Source organism: Gracilibacillus boraciitolerans JCM 21714 (assembly GCF_000521485.1).
Taxonomy (GTDB): Bacteria; Bacillota; Bacilli; order Bacillales; family Amphibacillaceae; genus Gracilibacillus; species Gracilibacillus boraciitolerans.
The window spans coordinates 33,232-54,103 of the sequence record NZ_BAVS01000002.1 but is presented as its reverse complement, the minus strand read 5'-3'; the positions used below and the strand labels follow the sequence as shown (position 1 = coordinate 54,103).

General features: G+C 34.9%; 24 protein-coding genes, 1 tRNA gene and 3 pseudogenes. 7 read left to right on the top strand and 21 right to left on the bottom strand.

The features are described from left to right. Positions 1-19 precede the first annotated feature (19 nt). Both JCM21714_RS03445 and JCM21714_RS03440 read right to left on the bottom strand, forming a co-directional pair. Positions 20-1,046 (bottom strand): annotated as a pseudogene (locus tag JCM21714_RS03445) (Gfo/Idh/MocA family protein). Positions 1,047-1,059: 13 nt separating this feature from the next. Continuing rightward, positions 1,060-1,785 carry a ThuA domain-containing protein gene (locus tag JCM21714_RS03440; RefSeq protein WP_200868430.1) on the bottom strand — a complete coding sequence of 242 codons (726 nt, stop codon included), beginning with the start codon at positions 1,783-1,785 and terminating at the stop codon, positions 1,060-1,062. 219 nt (positions 1,786-2,004) lie between these two features. On the opposite strand from JCM21714_RS03440, the gene JCM21714_RS03435 reads away from it, so the two are divergent. Next, positions 2,005-2,769 (top strand): helix-turn-helix domain-containing protein, encoded by a 765-nt coding sequence (locus JCM21714_RS03435; protein ID WP_035721901.1) that lies wholly within the window; start codon positions 2,005-2,007, stop codon positions 2,767-2,769. A gap of 5 nt (positions 2,770-2,774) precedes the next feature. Here the strand turns inward: JCM21714_RS03435 and JCM21714_RS03430 are convergent, their stop codons facing one another. From JCM21714_RS03430 to JCM21714_RS03405, 7 genes are all read right to left on the bottom strand, one after another. After that, on the bottom strand, positions 2,775-3,455 hold the full coding sequence (locus JCM21714_RS03430; protein ID WP_035721900.1) for a response regulator: 681 nt from the start codon (positions 3,453-3,455) through the stop codon (positions 2,775-2,777). Positions 3,456-3,872: 417 nt separating this feature from the next. Then, positions 3,873-4,832 carry a glycosyltransferase gene (locus JCM21714_RS03425; protein WP_035721898.1) on the bottom strand — a complete coding sequence of 320 codons (960 nt, stop codon included), beginning with the start codon at positions 4,830-4,832 and terminating at the stop codon, positions 3,873-3,875. 47 nt (positions 4,833-4,879) lie between these two features. Continuing rightward, positions 4,880-5,245 (bottom strand): helix-turn-helix domain-containing protein, encoded by a 366-nt coding sequence (locus JCM21714_RS03420; protein ID WP_035721896.1) that lies wholly within the window; start codon positions 5,243-5,245, stop codon positions 4,880-4,882. 238 nt (positions 5,246-5,483) lie between these two features. Next, positions 5,484-5,618, bottom strand: a complete 135-nt coding sequence (locus JCM21714_RS22695) for a hypothetical protein (RefSeq protein ID WP_268748275.1) — start codon at positions 5,616-5,618, stop codon at positions 5,484-5,486. 122 nt (positions 5,619-5,740) lie between these two features. Next, on the bottom strand, positions 5,741-6,604 hold the full coding sequence (locus tag JCM21714_RS03415) for a glycosyltransferase (protein ID WP_235182572.1): 864 nt from the start codon (positions 6,602-6,604) through the stop codon (positions 5,741-5,743). Positions 6,605-6,817: 213 nt separating this feature from the next. Further along, positions 6,818-7,273, bottom strand: coding sequence for a YveK family protein (locus tag JCM21714_RS03410; RefSeq protein WP_235182571.1), 456 nt, complete (start codon positions 7,271-7,273; stop codon positions 6,818-6,820). A 276-nt stretch (positions 7,274-7,549) separates the two neighbouring features. Next, entirely contained in the window at positions 7,550-7,945 is a 396-nt protein-coding gene (locus JCM21714_RS03405) for a DUF5392 family protein (RefSeq protein ID WP_235182570.1), read from the bottom strand. Between the two features lie 222 nt (positions 7,946-8,167). On the opposite strand from JCM21714_RS03405, the gene JCM21714_RS03400 reads away from it, so the two are divergent. The 3 genes from JCM21714_RS03400 to JCM21714_RS03395 all read left to right on the top strand — a co-directional run bounded on the left by JCM21714_RS03400 (position 8,168) and on the right by JCM21714_RS03395 (position 10,067). Next, positions 8,168-8,887, top strand: coding sequence for a metallophosphoesterase family protein (locus JCM21714_RS03400; RefSeq protein WP_035721892.1), 720 nt, complete (start codon positions 8,168-8,170; stop codon positions 8,885-8,887). Positions 8,888-9,216: 329 nt separating this feature from the next. Further along, positions 9,217-9,375 (top strand): hypothetical protein, encoded by a 159-nt coding sequence (locus JCM21714_RS20045; RefSeq protein WP_158413465.1) that lies wholly within the window; start codon positions 9,217-9,219, stop codon positions 9,373-9,375. Between the two features lie 275 nt (positions 9,376-9,650). After that, entirely contained in the window at positions 9,651-10,067 is a 417-nt protein-coding gene (locus tag JCM21714_RS03395; RefSeq protein WP_235182569.1) for a hypothetical protein, read from the top strand. A 98-nt stretch (positions 10,068-10,165) separates the two neighbouring features. On the opposite strand, the gene JCM21714_RS23590 is transcribed toward JCM21714_RS03395, so the two are convergent. From JCM21714_RS23590 to JCM21714_RS03380, 4 genes are all read right to left on the bottom strand, one after another. Continuing rightward, positions 10,166-10,372: an HD domain-containing protein gene (locus tag JCM21714_RS23590; RefSeq protein ID WP_369403430.1), complete on the bottom strand. Its 207-nt coding sequence runs from the start codon at positions 10,370-10,372 to the stop codon at positions 10,166-10,168. 117 nt (positions 10,373-10,489) lie between these two features. Next, the gene (locus tag JCM21714_RS23585) at positions 10,490-10,807 is read right to left on the bottom strand and encodes an HD domain-containing protein (protein ID WP_369403429.1); all 318 of its coding nucleotides are present in this window, start codon (positions 10,805-10,807) and stop codon (positions 10,490-10,492) included. Between the two features lie 61 nt (positions 10,808-10,868). Further along, on the bottom strand, positions 10,869-11,345 hold the full coding sequence (locus JCM21714_RS03385; RefSeq protein ID WP_035721888.1) for a tRNA (cytidine(34)-2'-O)-methyltransferase: 477 nt from the start codon (positions 11,343-11,345) through the stop codon (positions 10,869-10,871). A 68-nt stretch (positions 11,346-11,413) separates the two neighbouring features. Further along, positions 11,414-12,259, bottom strand: a complete 846-nt coding sequence (locus JCM21714_RS03380) for an amidase domain-containing protein (protein ID WP_035721886.1) — start codon at positions 12,257-12,259, stop codon at positions 11,414-11,416. Between the two features lie 212 nt (positions 12,260-12,471). Between JCM21714_RS03380 and JCM21714_RS20460 the strand changes: the two genes are divergently transcribed. Together JCM21714_RS20460 and JCM21714_RS20040 are read left to right on the top strand one after the other, a co-directional pair. Continuing rightward, positions 12,472-12,762: a hypothetical protein gene (locus tag JCM21714_RS20460; protein WP_052000354.1), complete on the top strand. Its 291-nt coding sequence runs from the start codon at positions 12,472-12,474 to the stop codon at positions 12,760-12,762. A gap of 171 nt (positions 12,763-12,933) precedes the next feature. After that, positions 12,934-13,074 carry a hypothetical protein gene (locus JCM21714_RS20040; RefSeq protein WP_158413464.1) on the top strand — a complete coding sequence of 47 codons (141 nt, stop codon included), beginning with the start codon at positions 12,934-12,936 and terminating at the stop codon, positions 13,072-13,074. A gap of 56 nt (positions 13,075-13,130) precedes the next feature. Here JCM21714_RS20040 and JCM21714_RS20805 read toward each other — a convergent pair. The 4 genes and pseudogenes from JCM21714_RS20805 to JCM21714_RS03355 form a co-directional block, all read right to left on the bottom strand. After that, positions 13,131-13,627: pseudogene (locus tag JCM21714_RS20805) on the bottom strand (methylated-DNA--[protein]-cysteine S-methyltransferase). A gap of 25 nt (positions 13,628-13,652) precedes the next feature. Then, on the bottom strand, positions 13,653-14,795 hold the full coding sequence (gene queG / locus JCM21714_RS03365) for a tRNA epoxyqueuosine(34) reductase QueG (RefSeq protein ID WP_035721884.1): 1,143 nt from the start codon (positions 14,793-14,795) through the stop codon (positions 13,653-13,655). 14 nt (positions 14,796-14,809) lie between these two features. Next, positions 14,810-16,519, bottom strand: a complete 1,710-nt coding sequence (locus JCM21714_RS03360; RefSeq protein ID WP_035721882.1) for an ABC-ATPase domain-containing protein — start codon at positions 16,517-16,519, stop codon at positions 14,810-14,812. Positions 16,520-16,838: 319 nt separating this feature from the next. Then, a tRNA-Gly gene (locus JCM21714_RS03355) sits at positions 16,839-16,912 on the bottom strand. A gap of 195 nt (positions 16,913-17,107) precedes the next feature. On the opposite strand from JCM21714_RS03355, the gene JCM21714_RS19685 reads away from it, so the two are divergent. Further along, the gene (locus JCM21714_RS19685) at positions 17,108-17,242 is read left to right on the top strand and encodes a lmo0937 family membrane protein (RefSeq protein WP_148294956.1); all 135 of its coding nucleotides are present in this window, start codon (positions 17,108-17,110) and stop codon (positions 17,240-17,242) included. On the opposite strand, the pseudogene zupT reads toward JCM21714_RS19685, so the two are convergent. The 4 genes and pseudogenes from zupT to JCM21714_RS03335 all read right to left on the bottom strand — a co-directional run bounded on the left by zupT (position 17,232) and on the right by JCM21714_RS03335 (position 20,869). Further along, a pseudogene (gene zupT / locus JCM21714_RS03350) lies at positions 17,232-18,082 on the bottom strand (zinc transporter ZupT). The gene JCM21714_RS19685 and the pseudogene zupT overlap by 11 nt on opposite strands. Positions 18,083-18,290: 208 nt before the next feature. Further along, the gene (locus tag JCM21714_RS03345; protein WP_035721881.1) at positions 18,291-19,742 is read right to left on the bottom strand and encodes a PH domain-containing protein; all 1,452 of its coding nucleotides are present in this window, start codon (positions 19,740-19,742) and stop codon (positions 18,291-18,293) included. Next, entirely contained in the window at positions 19,735-20,217 is a 483-nt protein-coding gene (locus tag JCM21714_RS03340) for a PH domain-containing protein (protein WP_035721880.1), read from the bottom strand. The genes JCM21714_RS03345 and JCM21714_RS03340 overlap by 8 nt, the downstream gene beginning before the upstream one ends. Positions 20,218-20,242: 25 nt before the next feature. Then, positions 20,243-20,869 carry an ATP-binding cassette domain-containing protein gene (locus tag JCM21714_RS03335; protein ID WP_035721878.1) on the bottom strand — a complete coding sequence of 209 codons (627 nt, stop codon included), beginning with the start codon at positions 20,867-20,869 and terminating at the stop codon, positions 20,243-20,245. Positions 20,870-20,872: the final 3 nt, after the last annotated feature.

Below are 20,872 nucleotides of genomic sequence, written 5' to 3'. Positions count from 1 at the left end.
TATTCCCTCCTCTTGCGTATTAAAGAGTTACATTTTTCTTCGATTGATTTGCTTCTAATGCTGCTAAAATAATTTTAAGAGACTTATAACCTTCTGTTCCATCAATTAGTGGCTTCTGATCATGAAGTACACAGTCAACAAAGTGGTCAATGACACCGGAAGAAGTTTGACCATCACTATCATTTGTCTGAATTTGTCCAAGCTCATAATTTACTTTAGTACCATCGATAAAGGATGCAATTAAACTGTACTTCGGATCATCTTCCAGTCGTAAGTTCCCCCTTTTCTCCATATATTACAGTTGAATTATCTTCTCCCTTCTTGTACGCCCAACTTGCTGTTAGTGTGCCGATAATTCCAGTTTGGCTTCGTAGAATAGTAACAGCTTGATCATCGACATCACTATTTTCTTTTGCAGATGATTCAATCATCGAAGCAACCTCGATAAACTCTTCACCTAATATATATCGAAGTAAATCTGCTTTATGGACACCCAAATCACCTAACGCACCGATAAATGCTTCTTCTTTTCGGAAGAACCAACTGTCTTTTCCATCGATACTCCAACCTTCAGGTCCTCCATGACCAAAAGTAGTACGGAAGCTGTATATTTTTCCTAGTTCACCATCAGCAATCATTTGTTTTGCCTTTTCATGACTCGGAACAAAACGTTGATTATGAGCAATCATTAATTTTTTCCCAGCTTTTTCACTTGCCGAGATCATTTCTTCTGCTTCTTTTTCAGAGGTTGCCATTGGTTTTTCACAGAGCACATGCTTCCCTTGTTCTGCTGCAAAAATCGATACAGGTGCATGCAAGTAATTTGGCAAACAGACACTTACTAGATCTGCACCTGATTCCGTAATAGCTTGTTTATAATCTGTAAAAGCCTTAGCATTGTACTTTGACCCTGTTACTCGCGCACGTTCTTCATTGATATCACAAACCGCTACAATCTCTACATGCTCATTCGCATTAAATTCAGGCAAATGACGATGAATCGCAATACTTCCACATCCAATTACTGCTACTTTTAATTTACTCAATTTTCTACACTCCTTATGATTTTGGTTTTATATTTTCTAATGCTTTTGCATTTCCATAACTTGAGAAAGTTCTATCTGTAGGTTTTGCCCAGCGTACTGCATTTTGAATAACTCTTTGGACATCTTTATGATAATATGTCGGATAGGCTTCATGACCTGGTCGAAAGTAAAAAACCTTACCATGACCTCTGCGATAGGTGCAGCCGGATCTGAATACTTCTCCACCCTCAAACCAGCTTAGCAGCACGAGTTCATCAGGAGCAGGTATATCAAAATGTTCTCCATACATTTCTTCTTTTTCAATTTCGATAAATTCGCCTATGCCTTCCACAATTGGATGTGATGGATTAACTACCCACATTCTTTCTGTTTCGTCTGCTTCCCGCCATTTCAAATCACAACCTGTACCCATCAATTTTTTGAAGATTTTTGAAAAATGTCCTGAATGAAGAACGATTAAACCCATTCCTTCCATCACTCGCTGGTGTACTTGCTCTACAACTTCATCTGCCACTTCATGGTGTGCTAAATGCCCCCCCCACCACAGCATGACATCAGTTTTTGCCAATCTTTCCTCGGTAATGCCATGATTGGGTTCATCCAATGTTGCGGTTTCGACATGTATATCATCTGTTTCCAGAAATTCTTTTATTGCTCCATGTATTCCATCTGGATATATTTTTGCTACCTCTTCGTTCTGTTGTTCATGTCGATGCTCATTCCAAATTAATACGTTCATGATATCCTCCTTCATCAGTTATCCTATTTAGGTAGTTCCATTTACATACTTATGAGATATTCAGGTTCTAAATTATTTTCAAAAAATTTGTTAACCCTTACATATCTAATTTAACTACTTCCTATCATAAAGGAGTGTGTATTAATTGAACATAAATGATATAATCATAACATGAACTATTTTGCTATTATTATTATTTTTATTCAGGAAGGAGATCATATGAGAATAGATTTTTGTGGTTATTCGTATCATGACAGCAGATTTCACACTTCCCATCAGTCACGATTTGCATCTTATTTATTTCGCTTGCAAACAGAAGGTAGTTCACTTGTGAAAGTGAATGATAGAAAACATGTAGTAGAAAAAGGAGATTTACTTATTATTAAACCTGGTGAAAATTATGAATTATACATTGAAGATGGACAACAAAGCGGAGACTTTCATTTATACTGTGAAGGAGAATGGATTGATTTACGATTTCATGCTGCACCAACCATCGCAAATATATCTTTAGATGATACAATATTAGACTTATGGCATCATTTAATTATAGAGGGACGTCGCCCACAAAGGGAAAGAAACAGTGAACTTACCAACTATTTATTAAGTGCACTGTGTGTATCTATAGAGAGATCACTTGATAAAAAGAACATAGATATATACCGACCCTATGTAGTAACTAAAATGATGCGCTATATTGAAGAAAATGCGACAAAACAAGGTTTTAAAGTTCAGGATCTTGCTGATTTATCAAATCTTAGTATATCCCGATGTATACACATTTTTAAAGAACATATCGGTATGACAATAATTGACTATGCCCAGTCGATAAGAATGTCAGCTGCCATTAATCAAATGAAATATACTACCATGACATTAGAGAATATATCACATAATTGCGGATTTGGATCTTATTCTTATTTTCATCGAGTCTTCAAAAAGACATATGGAATTTCACCTGGTTCTTATCGAGAAAAGGTTTAGAAGATTCAGCCCGTCATATCAGAAAGAATTTGTAACAGTTCTACCCTATTTTTAATTTCTAATTTTTTGTAGATAATCGACAAATAGTTTTTGACAGTTCCTTCACTAATCCCTAATTGTTCAGCAATCATACGATTTGTCCAACCTTTTTTCATCAATTGGATGATCTGCCATTCCCTATTATTTAAATCTTTTCGATTATTAAATTGTTCTTTGATATAGTGCAAGGAACTTTCTCTTTCAAGTTTTAGTAAAGATTCTAATCGTTCTGAGAAGTAGTGAACCAGCTTTTGGGGGGGCGCAACAAATTTACCGTCAATGATAAATCGTAAAGTATCTTTAAACTCTTCTAAGCCTGAGCTTTTTAATATATATCCATCTGCAGCGACAGATAATACCGTTTCAATCGATTCTTCGTCATCATAGGCGGATAATAATACTACTTTAATATTCGGATAGATATTCTTTAATTGCCTCGCACATTCCAAGCCATCCATTATCGGCATATGAATATCTAATAATACGAGATATGGTCTTACTTCCTTTTCTTTAATAAAATTGATGACTTCTTGTCCATTCTTCAACGTTCCAATTACTCGGAATTCGTCCATATCTTCTACAAAATTTGTAATCATATCTCGAAAAAGAGTCTGTGATTCTGCCACAACTACTGTATATTTTGTCATGTATTTTTCCTCCTTAGTTCCTACTTATGTAATGTATTCTGAAAATTAAATTACATTCGCTCCTAGTATGCTTTTTTTATAACATTTATTTTATTCTTATTAAAGAACAATTAGTCTTATTTTACCCTTTACTATTTTGATTATATTCATCATTAATTATTCATTTAATGGATCACAACTCTTTGAAATTCTTTATAATGATATTTATATTCTATATAAAGAACAATACACTAGTTAGTGATGAATTTCAAGCCTTTTTTCCTATATTTTATTCATTTGAATTATTAAAAGTGACCAATATAGAAGCTATCTTCGATTCTTTATCACTTATATTGTTTATTCATTTGAATTTTACGCGCAGTTTTCAGCATTAATAATATTTCCTTTGTTAAATCCTTGCTTTGAAAGGGAGTTGTTTTAGTCATTTTTATAATGGCTTTTTTCTAATACTTCCGCTTCATAATAAATAGAAGAATGCTTATTCCATTCAACATATATATCTGCACTCATTAAGTAGGAATAAATATTAGCTTTTTCACCAATAAATATTATATTATCTTTTAAGTCTAATCGGTCCAAGTACTTACGAGTTTGCTGTTCATAGCTTCCGACTCCATATAAATACCATTTAAAGTCTGATTGTTGAGTTTTTAACTTTTTACAGAGATGAATAAAACCTTCTAATTGATATTTATTTTTCATCCCATTTGCAGATAAAATGTTTAACTGGTGCTGTGGAGAAATTACTTTATGCTCTAATTTACCTGCTAGTTTAATCGCTTCATTATAATATGGATCGTTATAATAACTCACTTTATAATTGGTATCGGTCATTAATTCGCTATACATGGTTTGCGATCCTACATAAATAATATCCTGTTCTCTTATATTTTCACTTATCGATCGATAATCTTTGGAAAATTGCCTGATAGGAAAGTAATATATTTTATGTTTTGCCTTCACTTTATCTCTTAAGTAATAGGAAGGTAACCCGCAGGAAAGGCTAACAGCTATATCATATAGTTGATTCTTCGGCATCACAACCGGGTTCATTTTTCTCCAAAAGAGTGCTGTTATGAAAGGATAATTATAAGTAGATTTCCTAATGTGGTCAGGGATCTGATACTTCTCAAGCTTGAAAATCCAATTTTTTTTGGAATTTATATCTTTAAAAGACTCTATGATAACATCTGAAACAGCTGGTAATAACTTTGTACTTGATAGTAATGGGGGGGAGTAATGTATATCTCGCTCTACTAATTTTATTTCAACTTGATCTTCATGATTAACATGACGTTGTAGAAGAAATAAAAGATGATCTTTTGATAAAACCGGATCATGGTGGTCAACTATACATAATATACGTCTTTTCTCCAATATCATTTGCCCTCCTGTTCAAACTAACATGATTTGTCCCAATCTTCTTAATTTAGTGATTTTCCTTTAGAAGACATCTTGTTGTCGTCCTGTTTATTTTTCCATTTGATGAACTCAAAAATAATACGGTATTCATCAAAATCGGGTTTAGTAATTCCAAGCGCTTTCAATTCCCCTATAAATTCCATCCATTCATTATTTGTAACAAATGGATCATTTTCATCACTTAGTAATGTAACGACCTCGACGCCTAAAACTTCCGCAAGTTTTTCTATAATTTGTATAGATGGATTATCATTAAGATTTCTCTCAATATTACTTAAATAAGACTTTGAAACATCTGCTCGTTCTGCAAGTTCTGATAATGTGAGATTTTTCCTTTTTCTAATTCGATTTATATTTGTTCCAATCATTATAAACCCTCAAATCCTATCGATATTTTTCTGTTTTTAAATGTTTTTGTTATTACGCAAGTTACTAATCTTTTCTATATAATTAATTCACATTCTACTTACAAAGGGATTTATAAGAATTCCTAATGGCAATGGTTCCTCCAAATAGTGAAGCATGTCCAATAAAACTTCTTTATCAAATTATATGTCTTAAACTATCGATGGATTTTATAATGAAGTTATTTATGGATGTATATTTCTATATTCCATCATCTCTTAATTGAAGATACTTTCGTTCTGTTTTCTTTGCGACTTGTTTTACATCATAACCTTTTTCTATGAGAACGTCTGAATTTACAGGTTTGCGATATTTATTGTTATAAGCTTGATACATAGCGTCTAGCCAATCCTTCTTTACATCTATTGGTAGAAACTGAATAAGGCCATTTCCCAGATCTATTTCTTTAGTAATACGATCTGAAGCAAGAATAGGTAATCCAGAACTTTGAGCTTCAATTAAAGGTAACGGTAAGCTTCATGAAAGGAAGGCGATACAATTAGATCAAATGCTTGTATCCAGTGTTCTGTATTATCTTTTGCGCCCAATAAAATGACATGATCTGCTATATGGTATTGATTAATTTTTTTTTCAATATTCTCTCGCAGGGGGGGACCCTCACCGATTAAGATTAATTTAGATTGAGGAATCTTTCTGCGAAAACCTACGAATAATTCAATTAAATAATCGTGATTTTTTTGCCATATAAAACTGCCTATATGTCCAATCACAAAGTCTTTATCGCTAATATTTAATTCTTTGCGTACCAGATCTCTTGTAGATTGCGAATAACAAAATCGTTCTAACTCTATAGGATTACGCATGATTTCCACTTGATCTGCCCTTTTTTTAAATAGCCATTTTGCAGCATCTGCAGTGCAGGCAAAATAGTCAGTCGCATAATATGGCACAAGAGAACCTACTAGATTTGCTAGTACTTTTGACTTGAAAGTTCCTTCACTTCCCGTATTATGACTATGTGCAACACGCACCGGAATACCTACTCTTTTAGCAGCCCATAAAGCATAAGTACTCATTTGGTCTAAATGTGTATGTATAATGATATAATAACGGTGATCTTTAAAGAATTGTCGTAATGCTCTTCGATATCCTTTTACACCTACATCACCTTTGTTAGAGATTCGGTAGATAAAACCGCCCAATCTCCGAACTTCCTCATCATAATCTCCTTCTCTATTGGTAAGAAAGTCAAATTGAATTTTACTTCGATCCAGGTTACGATACACATCCATTAACGCAGTTTCAATTTCTCCATGATTCATACTGTGAACAACGTGTAATATTCTTAAAGCACCTTCCACAAAAAATCCTCCTGTTTCTCCAACATATTCTGATCTGTAATCTATTTATAAATAACTATTTAATTCATAGAATCATCATCAAAGATTTTTAAAGTGTCATTGACTTGTTAAAATCTTAATGATTGACTAAGTTGTATTAATACAGATAATGTTTTATTGATAAGACTAATGACTCATTTATTTAACATAACCATCAATACTTATAATAATTAATTATTCCTTTGCTTCATCTAATAACCTTATACTCTGAATCCCTAGTTCCTTACCAAGATCAGATCGAATTATTTTTACGGTCGTATTAGCAATCAATGCTGCTCTATCCGCTTTCGTATCAATTATGGATATTCGAATAATTCCTGAATGGTCAACGCTCTGCGCAGTGATATTTTGACTTAATTTTTTAGATGAATAAGGTAATTGTAGTTCTTTCACTACTTCCTTTAGAAGAGGATCAGCTGTTATCATATCCATTAATTTTGATATTGTGTTAATATCTGCATCAACAATAATTCTGCTGGAAGCTTTATATAGAGGCGTATCTGACTGCTGATAGAAATGCCAGCCACTTAGGGGAATAACCAGCAAACAGAAAAGTATTATCCAATATTTATTTTTGAATATATCGGTAAATCCAGTATTTTTTATTTTCATTGATGTCACCTTTTTCACTATAACGAACGATTGATTATAGTTTTTAAAAATTTAAGTTAACTTGTCTAGATTTACCACCAAAAATTTAGTAAACTAAAATTTTTCTATTGATATAACTATTAATAAGAATAGTTAATTCTTTATAAAGAACACTACTATATAATCTCATGATTTAAAAACCTTGTCAACCATATATCTTAAGATAAATTTAAACTAAAATAATATTCTAAATATTGATCATGATAAGGAAAAATTCCAATTTAATATGTAATCCAACAAAAAAACCACTAGTATTTAGTGGTTTACATCTTCCATCATTCTTTTTCGCTCATTTTCCTCCGTTAGGAAATTCATAAAGGTCTGGATTCCTATTCCGGGTTGTGACTTAATGAGTGAAATATAGTCATCTTTTTTATAATCGTTAATTACATCACTTTTTTTGATTCTAGTAACCATATGCTCCATCTCTAATTCTTTGATTTTTTTCTTAATATGCTTTGATTCTTTATATAATGCCATACCGACTGCTGCCATTAACGCATATACTACAGCAATAGCGAACATACCATTGGCGAAACCACCAAAGAAAAGGAAAAAGATAAGGTTAAAAATCGACATAAATAATAGCGGAACAGCAAACATCATATACTTTGTATTTTTTTTGATTAAGGGATTTAATTTTTTAAACAATTTTTTCTAATTCCAGCTTCATGAAAGATGGTATTTCACTCGTAATGAAAGAAAACATTTTTAAAAACCTCCTTAATAGAGTTATTCCCATCGGTAAGAAAAGAAAACCTACACTTACATCTTATATACTTTACAAATATTATATGTTGCGATGATTCAGAACGTCAAAATTTTTGCTTTTAAAAACTCATTTATTTTATTATATAAATTGAGGTGATGAAAATGAGATTTGCATTTATATCCGATATTCACGGAAATGCGGAAGCACTTGAAAAAGTATTGGAAGACATGGAAGTAAAACAAGTCGATCGTATTGCAGTGTTAGGTGATCTCGCTTATCGTGGTCCTGAACCAGCAAAATCAATTGATCTCATTCGTTCCTTGAACACTGATGTTCTAAAAGGCAATGCCGATCAGTGGATCATACGTGGAGTTCGGGAAGGTGAAGTACCCAATCAGGCACTGGAAATCATGCAAAAAGAACAACAGTGGACAAGAGAACAATTAACCGACGAGCATATTGCTTATTTAGAAACATTACCTACAGAACTTTCTTTTGAAGAAGGTGGCATTAGAATCCACGCATTCCATGCCACACCTGATAGTTTATTTGATGTGGTTCTACCTAATGTCACGGATAATGACTTGTTGGAGAAACTAACTATGAAAGAAGAGGCAAACATTTATTTATATGGTCATATTCATAAAGCATACCAACGGACGGTGGAAGGAAAAACAATCATTAACTTAGGCAGTGTCGGTCTACCTTTCGATGGAATCGCTAAAGCTTCCTATTTATTAGTAGACATTATCGACGGTCAGATACAAACCAGCCATGTTCGCCTGCCATATGATATGGAAAAGGTATGTCAGCAATATGAAGATTTTAATTATCCCAATATAGAAAAAATGCAAAACATCCTCCGCTCTGGTCGGAATTAAATAGTTATTCAGAAAGCCTGTACACTGGAATATTCGATATTTCGTGGACAGGCTTATTTATTTTCGCAAAAAGGTTACAAAGCAGCAAAACATTATCAAATCAATCCTGCAACTGCAGCAAAAGGGATTAATTTACTCGTTAGTCAAGAGATCATATTTAAGAAACGAGGAGTCGGTATGTTTGTTTCAGAAAATGCACGAGATATCGTGATCAACAAAAGAAGAAAAACAATTTTATGATCAATATGTTAAACCAATGCTTCAAGAAGCGACAAGAATCGATCTAAGTGAAGAGCAGCTCACAAAATAGATTAAGGAGGTTTACAATCGTGGAAATTAGAACAAATCATTTATCTAAGATATATCGAAAAGAAGTGGCGCTAAATAATTTATCCTTCCATCTCCAAGGTAACAAAATTGCCAGTTTGCAGGAACTATTTGTCTATTTAACCAAAGAAGAGGTGAAACGTCATGCTCGAGCAAATTAAACTGAATTTATATTATTTTTGGAAAACATCGTGGCTAACCATATCCACATTTTGTTCATTTATTTAGGTTTCATACTATTTATAATTCTGCTAACTATTTCACTAGATGGTGGAATTGAAATGATGGGATTTAATACCTTCCCAAGTATGATTTTTTGCACGATCTTTGGAGTTAATTTTTTCAGGGAAACCTTTTTTACATGTCGTTAAATTCGGGATCTCCCGCATTAGTTACTTTGTATCGCTTATTGTATATATTTGCTTTCAATATTCTAATGAACTTTATCAGTCAACTCGTTATCAATTTGGTAAATTCACTTATTGAACTTTTTAACGTTACAAACTTTACTTTCACTGGCATTAACCTCAACATGATTGAGAATGTGTCACAAGCAGAGCTCATTTTATATGAGGGATTAATCTATATGTTACTGTTCCTGCTTAGCCTATTATTTACAAGTATTTTTTATCGTTTAGGATTAAAAATAGGATTAATATCCTTAATGATCTTTCCTTTATCCTTTGTATCAAAAGATATTACGGTAAAAATTTTCGATGCACTTGGCTATCTTTTAATTGGAAGCGAAAAATATCAGCCGTTTTACTTCCTAATTCCGTATCTTGTGCTTGCGTTATTCCTTTTTCTAATCACCAAGAACCTGAGTGTAGTCGATCAGGTGACTTATAGATAAAGTAATACGTTTTCTCCCTAGCAATCTCAGACAGCTAGTCCATTAATAAAAGTGGATAATAGTAGATGGGAGTTGCTTCATCTATTATTATCCTCTCTCTATTCGCCGATCTCACGATAAAATTGATCAAGAAAGTGATTCATAAACTGATGGCGCTGATTTGCTAAGCTTTGGCCAGTTTTTGTGTTCATTAAGTCTTTTAATTTTAATAGTTTTTCATAAAAGTGATGAATGGCACTCGACTTCCCATTTCGATATTCCTCTATGCTCATATTTTCTCTTACTTCAATAGTCGGATCATACATAAGTTGTCCTTTTTGCCCAGAAAAGAGAAAACATCTTGCAATACCAACAGCACCTATCGCATCCAGTCGATCTGCATCCTGGACAACTTTTCCCTCTATCGTTTTAAAGGAATGCCATTACCCCCCTTTAAAAGACATATATTTAATGATGGATAGGATATGTTGAATATCGTCAGAAATTAATTGTTGTGATTCCAACCATTTTTGAATCATTGTTAAGCCTTTTTCGTCGCTTTCTACCACTTTGTCATCGGCTAAATCATGTAGTAAAGCAGCCAATGTTACAATAAAAAAATTTGCATTTTCTTCTTTTGCTATTTGCCTTGCTGTATTGATTACCCGTTGGATATGGTACCAGTCATGACCTGACTTTTCGTCTGTTAATTGCTTACGAACCATCTCTTCCGTATCCAAAATAACTTTTTCATAATCCATTTTCTCACCACTTTTATTATCATTCTTATTTCACAAAAAAACCACAACTATGATGCTGTGGTTAGTCTAGTCCTGGGAAGCCTTGTTGCTTCATTACATCATAGACAACAATTGCAGCCGTATTGGATAAATTCAAAGAACGTACTTTATCTGTCATTTGAATACGAAGACAGCGATTTTCTTTTCCCTTTAACAATTCTTTCGGAATGCCATTTGTTTCACGACCAAATACAAAAAACAAATCCTTCCCACTATCACTAAAATCAAAATCAGAATAGTATTTCTCCCCCCCAAAATTCTCGATATAATAAAATTCACCTTGTGGAAAGCTTTGATATAGTTCATCAAGTGAATCATAATAATTTATGGAAACATGATGCCAATAATCTAATCCTGCTCTTCTAAGCATTTTATCGTCCGTTGAAAAACCGAGTGGACGGATCAAGTGTAAATGTACATTCGTTGCAAGACAAGTTCTTGCTATATTTCCTGTGTTTGCAGGGATTTCCGGTTGATATAATACCACATGTACTGCCAATTTCGTTCACCTCTACTATTGCTTACTAACCTAAGATATTATACCATAATTCAGCGCATTTGCATCTATTAGTCGCCAATTCTAAAAAATAGATACTTACAATTTGGCGTCCATGCTGCCGAATCCTCATACGTCCAATAACGATTTCTGCTATTATTGGTATGTGCATTCACGAGCGGCATATTTGCGTCATCTTTTGCTACCACAATTGTCGTATGATTCCACTTGTTATCCCCCCCTTCAAAATCATAACAAATAATATCACCTAGAAGAAGCTGAGTTGGTTCGCTAAGTTCTTCCCCCCCTTTTAAACCAGAAGTCGCACCACTCAGATACCACCGGAAGGCATTGGCGACAGACCAGCTGTAACTCCAGCTGCTAGCATTGTACCACCATCCCTTTGAGCGATTGGGTGCACCATGCATTGGAGCTCCACCTGCTCGTAAACATTGGGAAATATAATTCGTACAGTCATTGTCCTCAAAGTATTGATATGCAGGGTTTGCATCATTCCACCATGTTTGTGCATATTGAACAGCCGCTCTTCGATCATATCCGAAGCGCTTGGATGATTCGGACGGAATTATTTTGTTCACTTCTGTTAATTCTATCTTTTTATTTTCTAGTAAAATATCTGTTTTTAGTTGTTTATCAACAAATTCTGCTTTTCTATGCTCTGCATCTTGTTCATGATAAAACGATTGATGATCTTTAATAAAATAAGTACGTATTAGGTGGTAATGAATGATTAGACGATCATCTCTCTGACAGGATCTAATCTTATGTCCAGAAATTTGAATTTGTTTGATGGCCTTACCACATCTAAGATGAAGGTTTCTTTTTGTTAATAATACATTATCTTTAAAATTTGATTTTTCCATCCAATATAATTCTAACTCCTTCCATTCCGACACCTAATCCCCCCCTCCCTTTTTCTAATTATATTCGGAAAAGTTAATCACATGTAATAATTCGCAGTTTCTGTACAAGATATAACTATTTATATTTCTAATACTTTTCTAGCATTACAAAGTATTACGATTCTATTAAAAAATTCGTTATTATGATTATTCTATTTCTTTCTCGGGTATATACTTTATGTACAATCGAAAAGGAGGAATTTAATATGTTAAAAAAATCGTTATCAATGATAGGTGTATCAGTATTAACAGTCGGAGTTTTAGCAGCTTGTGGTGATGAGGAATCTCCAGAACCTGTAGAGGAAGCTCCAATGGAAGAAGCACCGGCTGAAGAAGAAGCTCCAATGGAGGAAGCTCCGGCTGAAGAAGAAGCTCCAATGGAAGAAGATGCTGAAATGGAAGAAAATGGAGACGACATGGAAATGGAAGACGACGCTGAAATGGAAGAAAATGAAGACGACATGGAAATGGAAGACGACGCTGAAACAACAGAATAATATCAATTATTAAAGGCAAGCGAGTATTCGCTTGCCTTTTTTCTATTTACCATTCACGCTTCATATGATATTAAGTCCTTGTAAATTTTGTAAAAAATGATTCATAGACGTATCATTTCTTCGCTACGTAACGTATATATCATTAGAACAAACAGAAAGGAGGAGTAAACGATGAAGAAAAAATGGTTGTCTATTTTTGCAGTTGCTGTTATTGCTATTGGTGGACTGACTGCTTGTGCAGAAGATGATAGTGATGTGGAAGATCAGTCAGAAGAAACGACAGAAGAAACAAATGAAGAATCAGCAGAATAAAAAACTTGGATTACATACCAAGTTTTGTGTGAAGGGTGGAAGAGAAATTCTTCCACCTATAAATTATTCTTCTCTAATGCCAACAGATATTCCTTTTTATCAAGACCTCCACCATACCCTATTAATTTTCCATTCTTTCCAATGACCCGATGGCAAGGTACAATAATCGAAATCGGATTTTTGTTATTTGCTCCTCCCACAGCCCGTACTGCTTTAGGCGAGCTGTATAACGAGCAATATCCTGATAAGAACATGTACTGCCATAAGGGACTTTAGTAGCTAATGCTTCCCATACCTTTTGTTGAAAAGACGTACCATAAAAGCGGTAAGGAATAGTAAAAGTTGTACGCTTCTGTTGGAAATAGTCATCTAATTGCTTGATTACTTGTTTAAATGGTTGCTCTGACATTTCTAAATCAGCTGATAGATCATATTTTTCCAGCCATTGAGTAATCTTTTGGCGCTTGTCTTCTAATCTGCCATACTCTGTACGGATCAAGTGTTGACCTTGACTGATTAAGGTGATCGCACCTAACGGGGGATTGAAATTCATAATAATACATGGTAACCTCCATTTATTAGTGAGATAAGATTTCCATTTCCAAACCTTTATTCATTTCCTCAATCACTTCTGCATTGTTTTCATGGCCTTTTGCACCTCTTATTGCTTCGAACCCACGCTCTTCACCTATTTTTGCTATCGCCCATGCCGCTGTACCTCGTATCACAGGCCGTGGATCCTGGTTCATTACATCTATTAAAGTGTCTAATGCAGCTACTTCCTTGTAATGTCCTAAAGCAAGAATCGCATTTCGCTGAAGAGGTTTTTTCCCTCTCCATGATCCAGCCATCTTACCAAACTTTTCTTTGAATTCGCGATTAGAAATAGCTAACAAATCAACTAACCGCGGCTTTACTAAATCAGGATCTGGCTCAAATTCCGGATGATGATGAAAATCTATTCCTTTATTATAGGGACATACGACCTGGCATGTTTCGTACCCATAAATAAAGTTACCAAGTTTATCGCGATGTTCTTCCGGCATGAACCCTTTAGTAGTCGTTAAGTAAGCTAAGCATTGTTGGGCATTTAATCGACCTGGTTCAACAAGCGCTCCGGTAGGACAAGCATCGATACATTTCGTACAGGTGCCGCAGCCATCTGTAAGTGGCTGATCTGGTGGGAAGGGAAGGTTGGTAATCATTTCGCCCAAATAAATATATGAACCATATTCTGGAGAAATAATCAGTGTATTCTTACCACTAAAGCCGATTCCTGCCCGCTCTGCAACAGCGCGATCAGATAATTCCCCCCCCGTATCCACCATGGAACTGTATTGAAAGTCTTCTACTTTTTCTTGTAAAAAGGAAGCAAGTTGATCCAGTTTTTCTTGTAAGACTAGATGATAATCTGTTCCCCATGATGCCCTGCAAAACATACCACGCCGGTCCCCCTTTACGCTTTTTGGATCATTTTTTATTCTGGTTGGATAGGCAAGTGCAATAGCAATGATCGATTCTGCTTGGGGCATCAGACGCTTTGGTTCTGTTCGCTCTTCATTAGTGCCTTTTTCAAAACCTGAGGCATAGCCTAATGTTTGCTGCTCTTCCAGCCTTGACTTCAAATCAGAAAATGGTTCTGCACTGGCAAATCCAATTTTTTCAATGCCGATTTCTTTACTAAAAGCAATCAATTCTTCTTTTAATTGCTGATATGCCATTACACTCACCTTCTTTATTTAATCTTTGCTGTTCGCATCCGGTTAAGACATGCCGCAATTTCAAAGCGTCTAGGTCGTGCAAGATCCCCCCCTGGATGTTGATTCGGAAAAGGCGAAAAAGCTTGTAAACCTGCTTGATCGATGAGTTTGTCAATATCATTTAACAATTCTGTTAAAGGTTTGCCTTCTTTTAATACACTTTTTGCTTCCATATACCGAAGAATTTCAGCTATCGTTCTTGTTTGAGATGGATCTATTAATTGCTCTACTCCCTGTAACTGAATCGTTGTTCTTCCCATAAAAATAGTATCCAGGCTTTTCGCCTGAACTTTTTTCTTTTTGCCTTTGTGAACATTTAAACTATTCGGCAAAAAGATTCTCTGATTCATATCCTCGACGAATGGATTATCGGTCCCTTGCCGGCTCACAGGCTGCTGTTGGATGATCTCTTGTACTTTTTCGGTTACATTATAGGGTTTATATTGGTCCATCATGATTACTTCATCAGCTACATCAAAATAATCACCAGAACCGCCCATAACTAAGATCGTAGAAACAGCTAATTGATCACGCAATTGCTTTATTTTATCAATAAAAGGTGTAATAGGTTCTTTATCAGGATGTACTAATGCCTGCATTCTGGCGTCACGAATCATAAAGTTCGTTGCACTGGTATCTTCATCAATTAATAATGTCGAAGCAGAAGCCTCAATTGCTTCCACCACATTTGTTGCTTGAGACGTACTTCCACTTGCATTTTCAGTGGTAAATCTCTGTGTATCTTGTTGTTGTGGTAAGTCATTAATAAAAGCTGATATATTGACTGCTGTTACTTGCCTGCCGTCTTCTGCTCTAATTTTTACTGCATTTGGGTCTGTTAGAACATATTCACGGCCATCACCAGTGATATGATGATATACCCCCCCACGTTCTAAAGCCTGTAATAATGTACTTTTACCATGATAGCCACCACCAACAATTAAGCTGATTCCCTTTTTGATCGCCATTCCTGTTAAGGGTTGGACTTGATGGGGGGGAACAGCTATTTCGACACGATTTTCCTCTGAACTCTCAAATGGTACTGCCTTGGTTAATGGTTTATCACTAATTCCACTTGCTCTAGGGAGAATGGCGCCATCTGCAATAAAGGCGATCCAATTATTATCCTTCATTTTTTGACGTATCGCTAGATGCTGATCTGCCAAATGCACTCTTTTCTCAATATCCTCATCTGATATCGCAAATACGGAATTCTTTAGAATGGACGGCAGAATCGTAAAGAATAATTTTTCTGCTTCTTTTCCATTAATTTTGCGGCCATTAGCTGGTAAACCAATCGATAAACAAATGATCATCTGATCCTGTTTTAATTGTACGGCAGTCCGTTCCAAAATTTCCTGTCCTGGCTTATCAACGTAAATCAGACCACTTTTTCCGGATCCTTTACTAGCATTGGATTCTTTCTGAATGGCTTCGGCAATGGAACGAGCTAGAAGATCTGCTGTATAAACACTTCTTTCTTTTGATTGTTTCCATTCTTCTTTAATTTCTCTATTTTCATTTGGAATTATAATTCGTATTTTTGAAGGTGCTGCAAAGGGATCGCCTTGTACATAGTCAATTGCTATCTCATATTGATCAAAGGAATAACTTCCCTGCAATGATTTATAGCCTTTATAACCTTTACCGTCGATGTTTCTCAAGAGATGTTGTAAATGCTTCATTATATCAAAACTCCTCTTTTAATAAATGCTATGTTAAGAATACAAGTTATTATTATTGATTATCAAGTAATTCTAACCAGTTAACATACTTAATAGCAAAACTAAACTGTGAAGCAGCAAGTAGCTAAACTTAACAAAAGTTGTAGATGAAATTTAACCTGTCGCTGCGGAAAAACACTATGGACGGAGCTTTTTCCTAGCATTCATCATACTTTCAAAATTGTCACTAGTACGCAGTTGCTGTCTACTGTTCAAATTGTATCCATAAAAAAACGTAATGCTTCATTTAAAACGAAACACTACGTTTGCTCACTATGTATGGAGCGGGTGAAGGGAATCGAACCCTCGACATCAGCTTGGAAGGCTGAGGTTTTACCACTAAACTACACCCGCATTTTGAATTATCCAAAACTAGCATCTAATCGCCTGCACCTTTACTAAAACTTAATTAATCATTTACAATCTCTTAACGTGATGTGTTTTATTATAACAATCGATTCATCATTTTTCAACATTTTTCGAAAAAAGTTTAAGAAAATAGTATATGGGTATCTTATACTTATACAAATTACAAAGGAGTGTTTACAAATGATTTGGACAATTATAGGTATTTTATTATTAGCATGGTTATTAGGATTTCTATTTGAATTTGCAGGCGGATTAATTCACATTTTATTAGTAATTGCGATTATCGTCTTTATCGTAAAAATGATTAGAAAGTAAAAACGGGGGGGAAACCATCCCCGTTTTTACTTTTATATAAACAATAATAGCTTAGAGCCATGACCGCCATACCTGTGATAAGTCCATAAATAGAGGTATGTGCTTCATCATACTTTTTCGCAGCAGGTAATAGTTCATCTAACGAAATAAAAACCATAATTCCTGCTACACCTGCAAAAATCATTCCAAACAATACTTCCGATAAGAATGGCAGTAAAAATAAAAATGCTGCTAATGCCCCCAATAGGTTCTGATAAGCCTGATAAAAAGGATAATTTGAAGGCTTTCTTTTTATCACCTGATGCAAAATAAATGGGTACAGATACGGCAATGCCTTCTGGAATATTATGAATTGCTATGGCAACTGCGATAGCAATCCCTAATGCAGGATCTTGTAAGGCCGCAGTAAAAGTAGCAATCCCCCTCTGGAAAATTGTGAATTCCGATCGCTAAAGCAGTAAATGTTCCCATTTTCAATAAAGCTTCATCACCATTAGGATTTTTATTCATATCTTCTACTTTTTTTAATTCATGTGGATTTCCTTGAGATGGAATAAATTTATCAATCAATGCAATTAAAATCATTCCCGTAAAAAACCCTGCAACCGTCATCCAATTACCAGAGGTTTCTCCTAATTCTCCTACTAAAGAATCTTTAGCTTTTACAAATATTTCTACCATTGACACATAAATCATTACACCAGCGGAAAACCCTAAAGCCCATGATAAAAATTTCGTGTTTGTACTAGAAGTAAAAAACGCTAATACACTGCCAACCCCCCCTGTAGCAAGACCTGCTAACAATGTTAAACTAAATGCAAAAACTACCCCCCCTTCCATTTCCATAAGTTTCCCCCCCTCTCCCCCCCACTATTGATGAATAAAATCAAATATTATATTCATATTATACATAAATATATATATGTCATAACACTCAAAAAGTTTCTCATAGGAAACATATTACACCTAACGAAAAAGTACGTCAATGTATTTAAGAAAAAGAAGTTACTATTAATATAAAAAAGCCCCCCCTTACAATAAGAGACTTTTAAGAATTTATTCGATAGGAATACCAATCCGCAATTTTGTCGACATCTTCTACCTTTAGCTCTCTCACGACAAGGTGGCGACCGACAAATTTATTTAAAATCGCTGTATCTAACGTAGCCAATTCTTGCTTACGATGTAAAATATGCTGTTTCTTTTTGAGTGACTGCAGTCTTTTATGATGAACTAAGGCAGTATCTTTACTTATTCCCCCCCGACTTTGAATCATCAGCTGTTGATCTTGCAGGAGATAACCTGTCGTTTGAAACTGGAAATAACCATATAAACATGCTAGACCTGTAACCATGAGTGGAATCCAGGCAAATTCAAAAAACAAAATTGCAATCACAATCGTCGCAATAAAAGGTAAAATACCTAGACGAAATAAATAATATGGAATCGATTTTTTCGGTAGCGATATCATACCTTCTGTCTGATAGTGATACTCTGGCAATAATTCCTGGATAAAAGCTGCTACCTGACTTTTTCGTATGAGCGGGAAAATCAAAGTATGCATATCTTGATTTTGTCCTATCTCACCGCTTGCAATCTCCACATACAAGGTAGCAAAACCTAATGGTTGTCTAATTAGTGTTTCTTTAATTCCTACAGCTTGAATTCGTTTTAATGGAATAGTGGATTGTTTTTTCTCAATTAAACCCCCCCTCGTAATAAACAATTCCTTATCATATCTGGTAATCGTAAAGTTCCAGTATTGAATTAAGGTTGTCAATATTCCTAAAGCCCATAATATAATAAAAATAATAATCGCAAAAATGATGAGAACCTGCATTGCCTGAGAGAACATCCATTCTGACACATTATTATAAAATCGGTCAGGAATGACACTTTCCAATTCAGAAAAACCAAGACCAAATAACCCTAAGATGATCCCGAAACTGCCTGATGTTGATCCAGCTATCACTAATGCCTTAGGCGTTATCTTTTTCTGAGGATAATCTACTGCTTCTGCTTCGACAGTTGTTTCCGTTACTTCTTCCTCTTGTACGACTTGTTTTTTATATTTAAGTTGATCATGAAGCTTTTTACCTTCTGCCATTGTCACGGCAGAAAGTGCTGCATCGATGCGATGGTCACTTCCAGCTGTTTCAATTTGAACCTTCGTTAAGCCTAATATTCGGTGAATGAGGTTCTGCGAAAGATCAATAGATTGAATTCGATGCTTAGAGATGGTACGTTTTTTTCTTATTAAGATTCCTTGATGAATGCGAATCTGATCTTCTTGTAACTGATACGTATAACGAAACCATGATAGGATACTAAATATAATAATAAGTGCTGCTAATACCGAAGCTCCAATGATCACATATATCCACATATCATTTCCAACCGCTAAAATTACCAATGGTAAAAATCCAAAAATCGTCTGCCTGATTGCTTGAATGGTATTAAAAATCATCGCTGCCGGGTGTAGTCGCTTTGGTTCAGACATCATCTTGTTCCACCCTCGCTAGTTCCGATATTTGGTCACGTAAATCCGCTGCTTCTTCTTCTAATAATGCTGGGATCTCATGAGTGGTTGCTGCAGTGGATATTTGCAAAGTGGACAGACCGTATTTTTTAAGTATTGGCCCTTGTTGTGTATCGACATGTTGCACGCGAATCATTGGCACTACTGTTCTGGTAACAATTAAGATACCATGTTGTATGTAGATCTCCTGATCATAGATTTGATATCGCCATCTTTTCCATCGTAGTTTAGGAATAATTAATGCTGTTACCACCCACTCTACAATTGTGACTGCCAGTGCAATTAATCCTACCCAATACGATAGAAAATCAAAAAAGTACGCAATAACAAAGGCTGCTATTGTTATTAGCAATGGAATAATAGCAAATAGATGTGCTGTTAACTGCCATGCCTTTACTGCATCTGTAGCAATTCTTTCATTTGGCTGTTCTCGCATTAGATTTTCACCCTTTCTAATCTTACTAGTTTATACGATTTTTCTGCTTAATCGGTTTCATTAATTCCGAAAAATCTAAAATTTTATTACATAATTTATCTAATAAAATTTTATCATGACTAATAATCACTAAACCAACATTATTTTTTTTCACATAATCGAGTAGTACTTTCCATATTTCTGCTTGTGAGATGGCATCTAACATGCTTGTAATCTCATCGGCTATGATAAACTTTGGTTTAGCTAACAAACACCTTGCAATACAGACCCGTTGTAATTCCCCCCCTCCAGAAAGTTGGTAAGGATACCGATTTAACCATTCCAGAGAAATATTTAAATCGATTAGTAAAGAAGCATCCAGTGATCCTGCTTCTTCTAATATTTTTTGTATTCGCCATTTGGGGTTAACTGCAAGTTCAGGATGCTGCCAAATCAATTGGATAGGATGTGCTTTATGTTTTTTTTGCTTCCAATTTATATCACCTGTTTCTTGCGATATATAACCGGCAACAACTTTCGAAAAAGTCGTCTTGCCAATTCCACTGGCACCACTTATTCCTATAATTTCTCCATATTCGATGATCATTGACATATTTTTAAAAAGAGCCTGACCGTTTGGCAATGAATAGGATATGTTATCAATTTTTAACATTTA

Bases quoted from the DNA above. Each gene is read 5' to 3' on its own strand.
- JCM21714_RS03440 (WP_200868430.1), bottom strand. From the start codon at position 1,785: ATGAACGTATTAATTTGGAATGAGCATCGACATGAACAACAGAACGAA.
- JCM21714_RS03435 (WP_035721901.1), top strand. From the start codon at position 2,005: ATGAGAATAGATTTTTGTGGTTATTCGTATCATGACAGCAGATTTCAC.
- JCM21714_RS03430 (WP_035721900.1), bottom strand. From the start codon at position 3,455: ATGACAAAATATACAGTAGTTGTGGCAGAATCACAGACTCTTTTTCGA.
- JCM21714_RS03420 (WP_035721896.1), bottom strand. From the start codon at position 5,245: ATGATTGGAACAAATATAAATCGAATTAGAAAAAGGAAAAATCTCACA.
- JCM21714_RS22695 (WP_268748275.1), bottom strand. From the start codon at position 5,618: ATGTATCAAGCTTATAACAATAAATATCGCAAACCTGTAAATTCAGAC.
- JCM21714_RS03400 (WP_035721892.1), top strand. From the start codon at position 8,168: ATGAGATTTGCATTTATATCCGATATTCACGGAAATGCGGAAGCACTT.
- JCM21714_RS03395 (WP_235182569.1), top strand. From the start codon at position 9,651: ATGAACTTTATCAGTCAACTCGTTATCAATTTGGTAAATTCACTTATT.
- JCM21714_RS23590 (WP_369403430.1), bottom strand. From the start codon at position 10,372: ATGTATGATCCGACTATTGAAGTAAGAGAAAATATGAGCATAGAGGAA.
- JCM21714_RS23585 (WP_369403429.1), bottom strand. From the start codon at position 10,807: ATGGATTATGAAAAAGTTATTTTGGATACGGAAGAGATGGTTCGTAAG.
- JCM21714_RS20460 (WP_052000354.1), top strand. From the start codon at position 12,472: ATGTTAAAAAAATCGTTATCAATGATAGGTGTATCAGTATTAACAGTC.
- JCM21714_RS20040 (WP_158413464.1), top strand. From the start codon at position 12,934: ATGAAGAAAAAATGGTTGTCTATTTTTGCAGTTGCTGTTATTGCTATT.
- queG (WP_035721884.1), bottom strand. From the start codon at position 14,795: ATGGCATATCAGCAATTAAAAGAAGAATTGATTGCTTTTAGTAAAGAA.
- JCM21714_RS03360 (WP_035721882.1), bottom strand. From the start codon at position 16,519: ATGAAGCATTTACAACATCTCTTGAGAAACATCGACGGTAAAGGTTAT.
- JCM21714_RS19685 (WP_148294956.1), top strand. From the start codon at position 17,108: ATGATTTGGACAATTATAGGTATTTTATTATTAGCATGGTTATTAGGA.
- JCM21714_RS03345 (WP_035721881.1), bottom strand. From the start codon at position 19,742: ATGTCTGAACCAAAGCGACTACACCCGGCAGCGATGATTTTTAATACC.
- JCM21714_RS03340 (WP_035721880.1), bottom strand. From the start codon at position 20,217: ATGCGAGAACAGCCAAATGAAAGAATTGCTACAGATGCAGTAAAGGCA.
- JCM21714_RS03335 (WP_035721878.1), bottom strand. From the start codon at position 20,869: ATGTTAAAAATTGATAACATATCCTATTCATTGCCAAACGGTCAGGCT.